Annotated in this window: 15 protein-coding genes; 14 read left to right on the forward strand and 1 reads right to left on the reverse strand. The window is 72.2% G+C overall.

Features of this window, described 5'->3' with window-relative positions; genetic code table 11:
- The first annotated feature begins 7 nt into the window (after window positions 1–7).
- From BLW85_RS24570 to BLW85_RS24610, 9 genes are all read left to right on the forward strand, one after another.
- The gene (locus BLW85_RS24570; protein ID WP_074993127.1) at window positions 8–1,345 is read left to right on the forward strand and encodes a TadA family conjugal transfer-associated ATPase; all 1,338 of its coding nucleotides are present in this window, start codon (window positions 8–10) and stop codon (window positions 1,343–1,345) included.
- Window positions 1,346–1,353: 8 nt separating this feature from the next.
- Window positions 1,354–2,301: a type II secretion system F family protein gene (locus BLW85_RS24575; RefSeq protein WP_070029148.1), complete on the forward strand. Its 948-nt coding sequence runs from the start codon at window positions 1,354–1,356 to the stop codon at window positions 2,299–2,301.
- 11 nt (window positions 2,302–2,312) lie between these two features.
- Window positions 2,313–3,200 carry a DUF5936 domain-containing protein gene (locus tag BLW85_RS24580; RefSeq protein ID WP_074993128.1) on the forward strand — a complete coding sequence of 296 codons (888 nt, stop codon included), beginning with the start codon at window positions 2,313–2,315 and terminating at the stop codon, window positions 3,198–3,200.
- Window positions 3,182–4,534 carry a sensor histidine kinase gene (locus tag BLW85_RS24585; protein ID WP_079172408.1) on the forward strand — a complete coding sequence of 451 codons (1,353 nt, stop codon included), beginning with the start codon at window positions 3,182–3,184 and terminating at the stop codon, window positions 4,532–4,534. Before BLW85_RS24580 ends, BLW85_RS24585 begins: the two co-directional genes overlap by 19 nt.
- Before the next feature lie 13 nt (window positions 4,535–4,547).
- Window positions 4,548–5,282 (forward strand): response regulator, encoded by a 735-nt coding sequence (locus BLW85_RS24590; protein WP_070029143.1) that lies wholly within the window; start codon window positions 4,548–4,550, stop codon window positions 5,280–5,282.
- 125 nt (window positions 5,283–5,407) lie between these two features.
- Window positions 5,408–5,605: a Flp family type IVb pilin gene (locus BLW85_RS40275; protein ID WP_070029141.1), complete on the forward strand. Its 198-nt coding sequence runs from the start codon at window positions 5,408–5,410 to the stop codon at window positions 5,603–5,605.
- Window positions 5,602–6,195 carry a pilus assembly protein TadG-related protein gene (locus BLW85_RS24600; protein WP_071828806.1) on the forward strand — a complete coding sequence of 198 codons (594 nt, stop codon included), beginning with the start codon at window positions 5,602–5,604 and terminating at the stop codon, window positions 6,193–6,195. The genes BLW85_RS40275 and BLW85_RS24600 overlap by 4 nt, the downstream gene beginning before the upstream one ends.
- A gap of 33 nt (window positions 6,196–6,228) precedes the next feature.
- A complete protein-coding gene (locus BLW85_RS24605; protein WP_074996195.1) occupies window positions 6,229–6,804 on the forward strand; it encodes a hypothetical protein in 576 nt (191 codons plus the stop codon).
- A gap of 9 nt (window positions 6,805–6,813) precedes the next feature.
- Entirely contained in the window at window positions 6,814–7,437 is a 624-nt protein-coding gene (locus tag BLW85_RS24610; protein WP_079172409.1) for an OmpA family protein, read from the forward strand.
- A gap of 5 nt (window positions 7,438–7,442) precedes the next feature.
- Here BLW85_RS24610 and BLW85_RS24615 read toward each other — a convergent pair whose 3' ends face one another.
- Window positions 7,443–7,820, reverse strand: a complete 378-nt coding sequence (locus tag BLW85_RS24615; RefSeq protein ID WP_070029128.1) for a DUF192 domain-containing protein — start codon at window positions 7,818–7,820, stop codon at window positions 7,443–7,445.
- Between the two features lie 74 nt (window positions 7,821–7,894).
- Here BLW85_RS24615 and BLW85_RS24620 point away from each other — a divergent pair, with 74 nt between their 5' ends.
- From BLW85_RS24620 to BLW85_RS24640, 5 genes are all read left to right on the forward strand, one after another.
- The gene (locus BLW85_RS24620; RefSeq protein ID WP_074993129.1) at window positions 7,895–8,764 is read left to right on the forward strand and encodes an LLM class flavin-dependent oxidoreductase; all 870 of its coding nucleotides are present in this window, start codon (window positions 7,895–7,897) and stop codon (window positions 8,762–8,764) included.
- A gap of 48 nt (window positions 8,765–8,812) precedes the next feature.
- Window positions 8,813–9,595 (forward strand): class I SAM-dependent methyltransferase, encoded by a 783-nt coding sequence (locus BLW85_RS24625; protein ID WP_070029170.1) that lies wholly within the window; start codon window positions 8,813–8,815, stop codon window positions 9,593–9,595.
- A gap of 659 nt (window positions 9,596–10,254) precedes the next feature.
- Window positions 10,255–11,028: an isoprenyl transferase gene (locus tag BLW85_RS24630; RefSeq protein ID WP_070029124.1), complete on the forward strand. Its 774-nt coding sequence runs from the start codon at window positions 10,255–10,257 to the stop codon at window positions 11,026–11,028.
- A 371-nt stretch (window positions 11,029–11,399) separates the two neighbouring features.
- A complete protein-coding gene (gene phoH2 / locus BLW85_RS24635; protein WP_070029122.1) occupies window positions 11,400–12,725 on the forward strand; it encodes an RNA 5'-3' helicase PhoH2 in 1,326 nt (441 codons plus the stop codon).
- Between the two features lie 394 nt (window positions 12,726–13,119).
- Entirely contained in the window at window positions 13,120–13,815 is a 696-nt protein-coding gene (locus BLW85_RS24640) for an aggregation-promoting factor C-terminal-like domain-containing protein (protein ID WP_450584728.1), read from the forward strand.
- Window positions 13,816–13,867: the final 52 nt, after the last annotated feature.

Genomic DNA, 13,867 nt, shown 5'->3' on the forward strand with positions numbered 1-13,867 from the left:
GGGGACCATGAGCCTGCGGGCACGCATCAGCACTCCGGAGGAGCACGGCAGCCGGGGCGAGGACGGGCACCTGGTCGCCGCCTACCGGGCCAAGCTGCTGGAGGAGATCGACCTCGCGGAGATGGGCTCGCTGGCCGCCGCCGACCGGCGCAGCCGGCTGGAGCGGGTGCTCGGCCACATCATCAGCCGCGAGGGACCGGTGCTGTCGACAGTCGAGCGCTCCCAGCTGATCCGGCGGGTGGTGGACGAGGCGCTGGGCCTCGGCATCCTCGAACCCCTGCTGGAGGACGCCTCGATCACCGAGATCATGGTCAACGGCCCCAACGCCGTCTTCGTGGAGCGGTCCGGCCGGGTGGAGCAGCTGCCGCTGCGGTTCGTCTCCACCGACCAGCTGATGCAGACCATCGAGCGGATCGTGTCGACCGTCAACCGCCGGGTGGACGAGTCGAATCCGATGGTCGACGCCCGGCTGCCGTCCGGCGAGCGCGTCAACGTCATCATCCCGCCGCTGTCGCTGACCGGTCCCGTCCTCACCATCCGCCGCTTCCCGCGCTCCTTCACCCTCCAGGAGCTGATCGGGCTGGGCTCGCTGGCCGAGCCGATGGTGTACCTGATGGCGGGGCTGGTGCGGGCGAAGTTCAACATCATCGTCTCCGGCGCGACCGGCACCGGCAAGACCACCCTCCTCAACGCCCTGTCCGGGCTCATCCCGCCGCACGAGCGCATCATCACCATCGAGGACTCCGCCGAACTCCAGCTCCAGCAGAGCCATGTGGTCCGGCTGGAGTCCCGGCCGCCCAACGTCGAGGGCAAGGGCCAGGTCACCATCCGCGACCTGGTCCGCAACTCGCTGCGGATGCGGCCCGACCGGATCGTGGTCGGCGAGGTACGCGGCGGCGAGTCCCTCGACATGCTCCAGGCGATGTCCACCGGCCACGACGGCTCGCTGGCCACCGTGCACGCCAACAGCGCCGAGGACGCCCTCACCCGGTTGCAGACCCTCGCCTCCATGTCCGACGTGGAGGTGCCCTTCGTCGCCCTGCACGACCAGATCAACAGCGCGGTCGACGTGATCGTCCAGCTCACCCGGTTCGCCGACGGCGCCCGCCGCATCACCGAGATCGCACTGCTCGACAGCCACGGCGGGGAGCCGTACCGGCTGGCCACCGTCGCCCGCTTCGACGCCCGGCCGATGACCGCGGACGGCCGGGTGTACGGCGACTTCGCCTACTTCCCGCTGCCCCGCCGCACCGCCGACCGCCTCCACATGGCGAGCCAGCCCGTCCCCCAGGCCTTCGGCGTCGCCCGCACCGCCGACCAGCTCGCCACCCGAGAAGCCAGGTAGGCCCCCACATGGAACTCCACACCCTCGTCCAGCTCACCCTCGGGGCGACGCTGCTGAGCTGCGTCCTCGCGGTGGCCGGCGTGCACAGCCACGCCCGGGGCCGGGCCCGGCGCGCCGCCCTCGTGGACCGCCTCTCGCATACCGGCCCGCCCCCCGCCGCCCCCGGCCGCAGGCGGTACTTCCGCGACCTCGACCGGCGGCTGCGCCGTACCCGCCCCGGCCGCAGGCTCGAACGGCGCCTGGCCACCACCGGACTGGACGTCACACCGGGCGAGTTCTTCGTCGCCATGCTGGTCACGGTCGCCGCGCTCTGGCTGATCGGGCAGGCCGCGCTCGCCCCCTTCTTCGGGCCGATCGCCGGGCTGCTGGGCGTGTGGGCGGCGGTGCAGTTCCTCAACTGGCAGCGGCAGCGCCGCATCGAGCGGTTCATCGGCCAGCTCCCCGAACTCGCCCGCATCCTGGCCAACGCCACCCAGGCCGGGCTCGCCCTGCGCACCGCGATCGGGATGGCCGCCGAGGAACTGGAGGCCCCGGCCGGCGAGGAACTGGCCAAGGTCGCCGACCAGTTGTCCGTCGGACACTCCCTGGACGACGCCCTCGGCGAACTCGCCGACCGGCTGCCCTCGCGCGAGCTGGTCGTCCTCGTCACCACGCTGGTCCTCGCGAACCGGGCCGGCGGCCAGGTCGTCTCCGCCCTGCGCAACCTCACCGAGACCCTGGAGGAACGCAAGGAGACCCGGCGCGAGATCCGCACCCAGCTGTCCCAGGTGACCATGACGTCGTACGCCGTGCCCGCGCTCGGCGTCGGCGCGCTGTTCCTGATGAACGGCGTCCGCGGCGGCGCCCTGGCCCGGATGACCGGCTCCCCGGCCGGCCAGATCTGCGTGCTGATCGCCTTCGCGCTGTACGCCGTCGGATTCGTCCTCATCCGCCGGCTCAGCCGCATCGACGTCTGAGGAGACACGCCATGGCCCTGCTGCTCGCGCTGCTGGCGGGCGTCGCCGTCTGGGGGATCTTCACCGGCGTGCGCATGTACCGCGCCGACGCCAAGCTCCCCGGCGACCTCGCCATCGCCCTGGAGGTGGGCGCCACCCGCACCGGCGCCGTGGGCTCCGTCATCGACCGCATGGGCATGCGCTACGCCCCGCTGGTGCTGCGCCTGATGGGCCCCCGCCTGGTCGCCAGGTACCGGCGCCGGATCGACCTCGCGGGCAACCCCGGCGGCCTGACCATCGACCGCTACGCCGCCCGCCGCGCGGTCTACGGCGTCCTCGGCGGGGTCGGCTGCCTGGTGTTCCTGCTGCGCGGCCAGTGGTTCGTGGCCGTACTGCTGCTGCTCTTCGGCGCGTTCTGGACCGAGGTCGGCATCTGGTCGGCGATCCGGGTGCGCAAGGACGTCATCGAGCGGACCCTGCCCGACTTCCTGGACGTGCTGGCGGTCGTGGTCAGCGCCGGGCTCGGCTTCCGGCAGGCCCTGGACCGTGTCGCCTCCCGCTACGAGGGTCCCTGGGCCGACGAACTGCGCATCACCCTGCGCCAGATGGACCTCGGCATGAGCCGCCGCCAGGCCTTCGCGGAGCTGCGCCGGCGTAACGACTCCGAGCAGGTCGCCATGTTCGTCACCGCGCTCCAGCAGGGCGAGGAACTGGGTGCGCCGATCGTGGACACCCTCGTGTCGCTGGCCAAGGACATGCGCCGCACCGACGCGCAGAACGCCCGCCGCAAGGCCGCCCGCGCGGTGCCCAAGGCCACGCTGATGATCACCACGTTCATGGTCCCGGCGACGATGCTGCTGCTGGGCGCGGGACTGCTGCTGGGTTCCGGGGTGGACTTCGGATCGCTCACGGGGAAGTGAAGGGCGTGACGGCCGGGCGCGTCGAGCGGTTGAGGGGGGTGACGAGGAGGTGTGTCACGGGACTTCTGGGACCGGCGGGGCGGGCGGACGAGCCGCCGTCGGAGCGATTGCAGGTCCGGGCGTTGCAGGCGCTGTGCCGGCAGGTGTTCGGCTTCCGGCTGGCGATGATCGTGGTGGCGGCCCCCGCGGCCCTGCTGAACGCCGCGCCCGGCCTGGGCGTCCGGCTGGTCGGTGCGGCCGTGATCGTCACCTTCATGGTGTCCTACGTCCTCTTCCGCGACTGGGAGCGCTTCGGCCCCCTGCTGCTGCGCCACCCCGGCCTGCTGGCCGCCGACACCCTCTTCGGCTCCCTCCTGCTGGTCTCGGCGGGCCCGGACACCACCCTCGCCTACGTCGGCGTCTGCACCCCGCTGCTGGCCGGCCTGCTCTACAGCTGGCGCGGGGCGGCCTGCTTCGCCTCCCTCCAGGCGCTGATCCTGTTCGTCGTCCACCTCACCCTGAAGGCCGGCCGCGGCGCCTCCGTGGCCGAGGCCCTGCTGCTGCCCGGCCTGTGCGTCGTCGCCGGTGCCATGGGCTCGACCCTGCGCAAACTGATGCTCCGCTTCGGTGCCGCCACCGAGGCGCTGACGGCGGTACGGGCGCGGCTCGCGGCGGCGGAGGCGGTGAGCGCCGAACGGGCCCGCCTCGCCCGGGAGATGCACGACTCCTTGGCCAAGACCCTGTACGGGGTCGCGCTCGCCGCCGACGGCCTCGCGGCCACCGCCTCGGCCGCCGACCCCGACCCGGACCGGCTGCGGGAACAGGCCGAACTGGTCTCCCGTTCGGCCCGCCGGGCGGCGGCGGAGTCCCGGGAACTGCTGACGGACCTGCGCCGCGAACCGGCCGGCTCGGCCCCGCCCTTCTGGTCGGAACTGGCGGGCGTGGTGAGCGACTTCGCCGCCCGTACGACCCTCAAGGTGACCTGCGCCTGCCCGGACCCCCCGGCCACCCTGCCCCCGCTGTCCGCCGACCGCTCCCGCGCCCTGCTGTCCATCGCCACGGAGGCCCTGGAGAACGCCCAGCGGCACGCGGAGGCGACCCAGGTGGACGTGCGGGTCGCCGTCGACGGCGGGTTGCTGTGCCTGACCGTCCACGACGACGGCCGCGGCCTCCCGCCCGGCACCACGCTCGAACACCTGCGTTCCTCCGGCCACTTCGGCCTGCTCGGCATGGTCGAACGGGCCGCCCAGGCGGGCGCCCGCATCCGTGTCGGCCGCGGCACCCACACCCGGGGCACGGAGGTACGCGTCGAACTCCCCCTGCCCGCCGCCCCGCCCCTGAAGGCCAGCCCCTGAAAGGAGGCACACCATGCGCCGGCACGTGTTCCCGCCACCGGCCCGGCTGCGGCTGCTGGTGGCCGACGACAACCCCGTGGTCCGCGCGGGCCTGACCGCGCTGCTCGCGGACCGCGCGGACACCACCGTGGTGGCGGAGGCGGTGGACGGCCGCGAGGCGTACGAGGCCGCGCTGCGGCACCGCCCGGACGTCGTCCTCCTCGACGTCCGCATGCCCGGGGTCGACGGCCTGGCGGCTCTGCCGCACCTGCTGCGCCTCGCGCCCGTCATGATGCTCACCTACAGCCATGACTCGCGGACGGTGCGGGAGGCGCTGCGCCTGGGGGCGGGGGGATACCTGGTGCACGGCGAGTTCACCACCGAGCAGCTGGTACGGGCCGTACGGGACGTCCACGAGGGCAGGCCGCACGTCACGCCGGGGGCCGCCAGGGCGTTACTCGACGAACTGCGGGGGAGTGCACCTGCACACACGGAACCTCAACTCCCCGCAATCGACGTCCAAAATACACTCCCTCCTCCTTCACAATTGCAATCCACTATGGGACAGTCGTCCCGGTCACGGTTCCGGCTGAGTGTCAGGGAGGCGGAGATCATGGACCTCATCGCGTCCGGCATGACCAACCAGCAGATCGCCGCCGCCTGCTTCATCAGCGAGAAGACGGTCAAGAACCACATCAACCGCATCTTCGCCAAGCTCCAGGCCACGACCAGATCCCAGGCCGCCGCGAAATGGCTGGGGGTGGCCTGAGATGCCCGCCCGCGCCGACGCCGACGCCGCGCGCTGGGCCCACGGTTGGGCCCAGGGACCCTCGGCCCGCCGGCCCACCCCGCCGTACGGTGCCGGGATCGGAGGCGAAGCTGGAGGGGACAACCGTGAGCAGATGGTTCAACACCACCGTGACGTATCTGATGACCCGCGCCGCCCGCGGCGACAGGGGGCAGACGGCGGTGGAGTACCTCGGCATCATCGCGGTGGTCGTGGCGATCGTGCTGGCGATCACCGGGACGAGCATCGGGCAGACGATCTACGACGCGATCACCTCGAAGATCTCCGAGGTCACCGGCGGCTGACCCGGCCGGGCCGGGACGCAGGGCAGGCCTTCCCCATCTATCTCACGGTGGTGGCGGGCCTGCTCTTTCTCGCGTTCGCCTACCTCGCGGTCGGCCAGGCCGCGGTGAACCGGGGCGGCGCCCAGACGGCCGCCGACGCCTCGGCGCTCGCGGCGGCCCAGGACGTGCGGGACCAACTCGCGGGCCAGTGGCTGAAGGTGCTGCGGGACCCGGCGAAGTGGCAGGACGTCTTCGACGGCCGGACGCCGGTCCTCGGCGACCCCTGCGCCCGGGCCGGGGAACTCGCGGCCCGCAACGACGCCCGGCTGACCGCGTGCTCCCCGCCGGGCCCGCTGGAGTACCGGACCGAGGTGCGCACGGACAAGTCCGTCGGCCGCTCGGTCGTGCCCGGGACCGAGAAGTTCAGGTCGACCGCCTCCGCCACCGCCGAGATCGAACCGCTGTGCACCTTCGAGCTCCCGGCCGAGGGCGCCGCCAAGGCTCCGCTGCCCCGGCTCACCTGCAAGGACAGGGTGTGGGACCTCGAACCGGACGATCCGTCGGGACTCCCCGGGCCCGACGACCTCTTCGACGTCCATCTGGCCGACTGACAAGCGAACGACGAGCGACGAAGGAAGCGGATGATGAGCATGCGGTTCACCGCGAGAGCCCGCAGAGGGACGGCCGTACTGGCCGTCGTGGCCGCTCTGGCCGTCGGCGCGGCCGGCTGCGGCGGCGGTGGCGACGACGGCAAGCGGCCGGACCACTCGGCATCCGCCTCCACGACGACCGGGTCGGACCCCGGCACCCAGGAGGGCCGGTCGGACCAGCCGCTGGCCGAACTGCGGGGCTCCGACGGGCTCGGCCTCCAGATCACTTCCGCGCAGCGGGACTCCGGCGGATTCGTCACCGTCGACGGCACCCTGAAGAACGACGGCTCCCAGAGCGTCGTCATCCCCTCCGCGCTGAGCGGCAACGAGACCGAGATCGTCAAGAACGGCCGGTCACTGGGCGGGGCCACCCTGGTCGACCCGAAGGGCAAGAAGCGGTACTACGTGCTGCGGGACACCGAGGGCCGGCCGCTGACCACCACCGGCTTCTCGACCCTGCGGGCCGGTGACACCCTCGCCGTCTTCATGCAGTTCCCGGCGCCACCCGTGGACGAGGTGGAGTTCCAGCTGCCCACCTTCTCCTCCGCCACCCTCCACATCTCCGGTTGAGGGGCCGCCGTGACCACCCGACCCCGTCTCGCGCTCGTCCTCGCGGCCGCGGCCCTCCTGCTCGGCGCGGTGCCCCCTTCCGCGCAGGCCACCGGCACGGACCCCACCGAGCCCCCCGACACCGCGCCGTCGGCCGCCGCCCCGGTGAGGATCGACCCCCACGACCCGGACCTGAAGCTCCCGGAGGGCGCCACGCTGGCCACGCCCAAGGTGCTGGACATCAAGTCGGTGGTGGAGGACCAGAGCGGGGACGAACGCCGTGAGGACACCAACGCGGACGTCACCTTCGCCCTCCAGGCCGAAGTCCTCTTCGGCAAGGACAGCTCGTCGCTCGGCGCCGACGCCAAGGCCCGCATCGCCGCGATCGCCGACGAGATCCGCAGAGAGCACGCCACCCAGGTCCGCGTCTTCGGCTTCACCGACGACCTCGGCTCCTCGGCCCACGGCATCCTGCTCTCCCGGCAGCGCGCCAACACCGTCCAGTCGGTCCTCGCCCAGGACCTCGGCAGCCCCGACATCACCTTCGAGGTCCGCGGCTACGGCGAGCAGTACCCGATCGCCGACAACTCCACGGAGGAGGGCCGCCGCAAGAACCGCCGGGTGGAGGTGTCCTTCCCGCGCACCGCGCGGTGAGCGCGTCACCCGTTCGCCGTCAGCTCCACCCGCACCCCGGCCCGCACACCCCACCCCGCCATCGCGCCCGCCTCCGCCTCCAGCACGTGCCGGGCGCGCGGGCGGGGCAGGCCCAGGCGACCGGGGCGCATGGTGCGGACCGACAGGACGGTCAGGCGGCGGTCGAGGTAGGCGACGTCGATGGGGATGCGCATGCCGAAGGTGTGCACCGAGTTCGCCGGGGACAGCAGCATGGCGCCGTCGAGGGAGGTGCGGCCCAGCAGGCCCCGGGTGCGGGCGCGGTAGGAGGCGGCGATCTCCAGCGGGACGGTCGTACCCCGGGCACCGGTCCCGCCGGGCACGCCCAGCGTGCCCCGGCCGTCCCGCCAGCGTCGTCGTGCCATGTTTCCTCCGCGGTCAACGAGCGTGCCCCGTAAAGCGTTTGTCCCCACACGTTCTCCCCGCTAGGAAGACCTTCATGACTGGACTCGGAGTTGTGTTCCGGCCCCAGCTGCCGCCCGAGCGGCTGCGGGCCTTCGCCCGGACGGTGGAAGGGTCGGGGCTCGACGAACTGTGGCTGTGGGAGGACTGCTTCCTGGAGGGCGGCGTCTCCACGGCCGCCGCCGCGCTGGCCTGGACGGAGCGGCTGCGCGTCGGCGTCGGACTGCTCCCGGTGCCGCTGCGGAACGTGGCCGTGACCGCGATGGAGACCGCCGCCCTGCACCGGATGTTCCCCGGCCGCGCGAGCGTCGTCGTGGGTCACGGCGTGCAGGACTGGATGGGCCAGGTCGGCGCCCGCGCCGCCTCGCCGCTCACCCTCCTCGGGGAGCATCTCGACGCCCTGCGCGGCCTGCTGCGCGGGGAGAAGCTGACCGTCCGAGGGCGGTACGTCACCCTCGACGGCGTCGCCCTCGACTGGCCGCCGTCGCAGCCGGTGCCCGTGCTCACCGGCGCCACCGGCCCCCGCACCCTGCGTCTGTCCGGTGCCAAGGCCGACGGCACCCTGCTCACCTGCGCCACCTCCCCGGACGGCGTACGGCGGGCCCGCCGGCTCATCGAGGAGGGGCGGGCGCAGGCCGGGCGCGACGCGGGGCCGCACCGGGTGGTCGTCTATCTGCTCGCCGCCACCGGGGCCGGCGCCGCCGAGCGGGTCCGCGCCGACCTGGCCGCCGAGGGGGCGCAGCCCGGCGCGGGCGTCGCCGGGGACGCGGCCGCCGTGGCCGACGCCGTGCGGCGGCTGACCGAGGCCGGCGCCGACACCGTCGTCCTGCAACCGACGTCCAACGAGCCCGACCCGGAGGGCTTCGTTCGCTTCGCCGCGGACCGGGTCAGGCCGTTGCTCCCCTAGGAAAAACCGGAAGCCCCGGCCGCTCGTGCTCTGCCATCATCGGTGCCCATGACAGAAAAGCCGTCGTTCGCCGAGCTCGTGGCCGAGGGGGCCGCCGTGCCCACCGAGGGGTGGGACTTCTCCTGGTTCGAGGGGCGGGCCACCGAGGCCCGGCCCTCATGGGGGTACGCCCGGTCGGCGGGGGAGCGGCTGGGCCGCGCCGAGGCCGCGCTGGACGTCCAGACCGGCGGCGGCGAGGTGCTGGCCTTCGCCCTCGACTCGGCCGCCCCGGCCCGGCCGGCGCTGATCGCCGCCACGGAGGGCTGGGCGCCGAACGCGGCCAAGGCCACCGCCCTGCTGCGGCCGCGCGGTGTGGTGGTCGTCACCGCCCCGGACGACGCGCCGCTGCCGTTCGCCGACGAGGCCTTCGACCTGGTGCTCAGCCGGCACCCGGTGACGCCCCACTGGGCCGAGATCGCACGGGTGCTGCGGCCCGGCGGCACGTACTTCGCCCAGCACGTCGGGCCCGCCAGCGTCTTCGAACTGGTCGAGTACTTCCTCGGGCCGCAGCCGGAGTCCGCGCGCGGCGCCCGTGACCCGGAGCGGGAGCGGGCCGCGGCCGAGGCGGCGGGCCTGGAGATCGTGGGGCTGCGGGCGGAGCGGCTGCGGATGGAATTCCATGACATCGCCGCCGTTGTCCACTTCCTGCGCAAGGTCGTCTGGATGGTGCCCGGGTTCACCGTCGAGGCGTACGAGCCCCAACTGCGGTCGCTGCACGAGCGGATCGAGCGGGAGGGCCCGTTCGTCGCGCACAGCGCGCGGCATCTCGTGGACGCCCGCAAGCCCCGTTAGGCCCTCCGTCAGGGGTGCGGTGTCCACATCGTTATCGGACACTGTTCACATCAGCCCCACCCGTCACGTAGGTTCAGACCAACGCAATTCGCGCCCGCAAAGCAGCGCGAGGGGTACCGCGCAGTGGAGGGGGCTGCGCGGTGCCGTGGCGCCCGGTGATCGCCTTCCCGGTGCGCGGGGGAGTCGTCAAGGCGTCGTTCGCTGACCGGGTAGCCCATCGGAGGGAACCTCGGGCAACACGCCGATGTGGCCACAAGATGGTGCAATCTCTTCGGATTCATTCGCATCCGGCCGGTTTCCCCTGGGATTCTGTCGTCAGATGGCCGTGAGGGCCCTCGGAATCCGTCGTTCCGTGACCATCAGGGCGTCCCCGGGTGACTGCGGAGAGTAGTTCTGGCCCGCCGATGCCCCCATTCGCCCTCACGAAGGGTTATGGTGGAAACCCCCCCTCGGGCCGGTCCGTCTCCCCCCCACGGACCGGCCCGTTTTTTCTTGTCCGCGTACGGGAACCGCCAGGCGCCCGACGCGCGTCCCAAGGTCGAGGCCCGGCGTCCCGATACCCGCCCACCCCCCAGGCCCCTGGCCGGACCAGGCCCCTGGCAGCGGTAGGCTCGACGGGCCCGGCACCGTACCCCGCGCCAAACCCTCCGGAGGGCCACGTGAACCTGCGCGACAAACTGCGCGGCCTGCTGGTCAGGCTCTACGCACGCCGGGTGGAGGGCCACCTCGACCACGCTCAGGTGCCCAAGCACATCGGCGTCATCATGGACGGCAACCGCCGCTGGGCGAAGGCCTCCGGCTCCACCACCGTCCACGGCCACCGGGCCGGTGCCGACAAGATCGAGGAGTTCCTCGGCTGGTGCACCGAGACCGATGTCGAGGTCGTCACCCTGTGGCTGCTGTCCACGGACAACTTCGACCGTCCGCAGGAGGAACTCGTCCCCCTGCTCGGCATCATCGAGGACGTCGTGCGCACCCTCGCCGCCGACGGCCGCTGGCGGGTGCACCACGTGGGCGCCATGGACCTGCTCCCCGCGGGCATGCAGGCCACCCTGAAGGAGGCCGAGGAGGCCACCGCCCACATCAAGGGGATAGTGGTCAACGTGGCCATCGGCTACGGCGGCCGGCAGGAGATCGCCGACGCCGTGCGCTCCATGCTCTTCGACGCCCACGACAAGGGCGTCGCGATGGAGGACCTCGCCGAGTCCGTCGACATCGACATGATCGGCCGTCACCTCTACACCAGCGACCAGCCCGACCCCGACCTCGTCATCCGCACCAGCGGCGAGCAGCGGTTGTCCGGATTCATGCTCTGGCAGACCGCCCACTCCGAGTACCACTTCTGTGACGTCTACTGGCCGGCCTTCCGCAAGGTCGACTTCCTGCGCGCGCTGCGCGACTACGCCGCACGTCACCGCCGGTACGGCGGCTGAGCCTCGGACCTGGGCCCCGCCGGTCACCCGACCGGCGGGGCCCATGTGTACCCGGCTTCGGGCGGACGTAACGAGGAGTTCACCGTCGTGCCGGTGGCCGCTTTTGCATGGCGGCGCCTGTTCGAGGGCATAGAGCAAGCAGGTCGATGCCCGACCCGGGCGTCGGATCTCAGCGGGCGGCACGGGGTCGTCCGCCCGGGAGGCCCCTTGCACCAGCCCGACCGTGCGATACCGGCACGGAAGCAGCCGCGGAGGTCCGGCTCCCGGCCCGCCGCGCGCACGGGCCGCCGACCGGCCCGGTCTTTCCCGCCCTCCCGGCCCGGCTTCCACTTCGTCGCTCCCCGACCTCATCCGAGGGGGTACGTCCTTCCGTGGTGACCAGCACAAAGCGCCACAAGCCAGACCGGCGCACCTATGTTCTCGACACCAGCGTCCTGCTGGCCGACCCGAACGCCCTGATCCGCTTCGAGGAGCACGAGGTGGTGCTCCCCGTCGTGGTGGTCACGGAGCTGGAGGCCAAGCGGCACCATCCCGAACTCGGGTACTTCGCCCGCCAGGCGCTGCGCCTGCTGGACGAGTACCGGGTGCGGCACGGCCGCCTGGACGCCCCCATCCCGATCGGGGAACTCGGCGGGACCATGCGTGTCGAGCTCAACCACTCGGACCCCAGCGTGCTGCCCACCGGCTACCGCCTGGGGGACAACGACTCGCGCATCCTCGCGGTGGCCCGCAATCTGCAGGCCGAGGGGTTCGACGTCACCGTCGTCTCGAAGGACCTGCCGCTGCGCATCAAGGCGTCGTCCGTGGGCCTGCTCGCCGAGGAGTACCGGGCCGAGCTGGCCATCACGGAGAACTCCGGCTGGACCGGGATGAGCGAACTGTCGCTCCCCGGCGAGCAGGTGGACATCCTCTTCGAGGAGGGACACCTCTATGTTCCGGAGGCCTCCGGCCTTCCCGTGCACACCGGCCTGACCATCCAATCGGAGCGCGGCAAGGCGCTCGGACGCGTCACCGCGGAGGGCAACGTCCGGCTGGTGCGCGGCGACCGGGAGGCGTTCGGCATCAAGGGCCGCAGCGCCGAGCAGCGCATCGCCCTGGATCTGCTGCTCGACCCGGACGTCGGGATCGTCTCCATGGGCGGCCGGGCCGGCACCGGCAAGTCGGCGCTGGCGCTGTGCGCGGGTCTGGAGGCGGTGCTGGAGCGCCGGCAGCACCAGAAGGTCATGGTGTTCCGGCCGCTGTACGCGGTCGGCGGGCAGGAGTTGGGCTATCTGCCGGGCACCGAGGCGGAGAAGATGAGCCCCTGGGCGCAGGCCGTCTTCGACACGCTGTCGGCGGTCACCAGCCGGGAGGTCATCGAGGAGGTCACCGCGCGCGGCATGCTGGAGGTGCTGCCGCTCACCCACATCCGCGGCCGCTCGCTGCACGACGCGTTCGTCATCGTGGACGAGGCGCAGTCGCTGGAGCGGAACGTGCTGCTGACGGTGCTGTCCCGGATCGGCGCCAACTCCCGGGTGGTCCTCACCCATGACGTGGCGCAGCGGGACAACCTGCGGGTCGGCCGCTACGACGGCGTCGTCGCCGTGGTGGAGAAGCTGAAGGGGCATCCGCTCTTCGCGCACGTCACGCTGACCCGCTCGGAGAGGTCGCAGATCGCCGCCCTGGTGACCGAAATGCTCGAAGACGGCCATATCTGAGCCGATAGCACCCGTTGACGCCGCCCGGCAAAGGCATCAGAGCCTAGCGGGCGGCGTCTTCGTGCGTGGAGCTTTCCGGAATTCCCTTGGGCCAAACGGGATGTGAGCTTTCACACTCAACTCGGAATTGCCACTCGGCGTCCGGTTACGGCAGAGTCTCAGTCCTGTCAGGCCCCGCATACGACACAGCCGTACCCCCAGCGGTCCGGCACCACAAACGCACCAACTCCATAGAGTTCGTCGTATGCCGCCCGAGCACCACGCGGCGCTCCCCGCAGGGGGAGTTGCCCACCGGGCCCGCGCCTCCCGTGACCCCGCAGTTGGGAGGCCAGTGCCAGGGGCACGATTGCGTCCGCCAGGGTCACCGAAGCGGGCGATGCTGGAAGGAAACCGTGTGAGCCGGATTTCGGTCCGGGGATTCGCAGTGGCCTCGGCCACCGCGGTCACCGCCGTCGGAAGCGTCGTCGGAGTTGCCTCGGGCAGCGTCGCGCAGAACAACGACGCCGCGGAGCCGACGGCAGCAGCCGACACCACGCTCCTCGCGGACATACCGACGGGTCAGCAGGCCCAGGTCCAGTCCGCGACCCTGTCGCAGCAGGCCGACTCGCAGGCCATCGCCGCGGACGCGAGCGCCAAGAAGGACGCCGAGGAGGCGGCCCGCAAGGCCGCCGCCGAGACCGCGATCGCGAAGAAGGCCGCCGCCGAGAAGGCGGCCGAGGAAGCCAAGCAGCGCGCGGAGACCAAGGCCGCCGCCAGCCGTGGCGACATCAACGCCAGCTTCCCGGTGCAGGGCTCCTACACCATCGCCCAGATCCAGGCCATGGCCCGTCAGATCGTGCCGTCCGGCCAGTTCCAGTGCTTCAGCAACATCGTGAACCACGAGTCCAGCTGGAACTACCGCGCGGTCAACCCCTCGTCGGGTGCCTACGGCCTCGTCCAGGCCCTGCCCGGCGGCAAGATGGCCTCCGCGGGTGCCGACTGGCAGACCAACCCGGCCACGCAGATCAAGTGGGGCCTGAACTACATGAACCAGCGTTACGGCAGCCCCTGTGACGCCTGGACCTACTGGCAGGCCAACGGGAACTACTGAGTTCCGTCCCGCCACGCTCAACCTCGCGCAGCCCCTTCCCGTCCTCTGGGAA

Origin of the sequence: Streptomyces misionensis (assembly GCF_900104815.1) — a bacterium.
In the GTDB taxonomy this organism is placed as follows: Bacteria; Actinomycetota; Actinomycetes; order Streptomycetales; family Streptomycetaceae; genus Streptomyces; species Streptomyces misionensis.

What these genes read in the sequence shown, in the direction of transcription:
- BLW85_RS24570 (WP_074993127.1), top strand. Translation starts at nt 8, where the DNA reads ATGAGCCTGCGGGCACGCATCAGCACTCCGGAGGAGCACGGCAGCCGG.
- BLW85_RS24575 (WP_070029148.1), top strand. Translation starts at nt 1,354, where the DNA reads ATGGAACTCCACACCCTCGTCCAGCTCACCCTCGGGGCGACGCTGCTG.
- BLW85_RS24580 (WP_074993128.1), top strand. Translation starts at nt 2,313, where the DNA reads ATGGCCCTGCTGCTCGCGCTGCTGGCGGGCGTCGCCGTCTGGGGGATC.
- BLW85_RS24590 (WP_070029143.1), top strand. Translation starts at nt 4,548, where the DNA reads ATGCGCCGGCACGTGTTCCCGCCACCGGCCCGGCTGCGGCTGCTGGTG.
- BLW85_RS24605 (WP_074996195.1), top strand. Translation starts at nt 6,229, where the DNA reads ATGAGCATGCGGTTCACCGCGAGAGCCCGCAGAGGGACGGCCGTACTG.
- BLW85_RS24615 (WP_070029128.1), bottom strand. Translation starts at nt 7,820, where the DNA reads ATGGCACGACGACGCTGGCGGGACGGCCGGGGCACGCTGGGCGTGCCC.
- BLW85_RS24620 (WP_074993129.1), top strand. Translation starts at nt 7,895, where the DNA reads ATGACTGGACTCGGAGTTGTGTTCCGGCCCCAGCTGCCGCCCGAGCGG.
- BLW85_RS24625 (WP_070029170.1), top strand. Translation starts at nt 8,813, where the DNA reads ATGACAGAAAAGCCGTCGTTCGCCGAGCTCGTGGCCGAGGGGGCCGCC.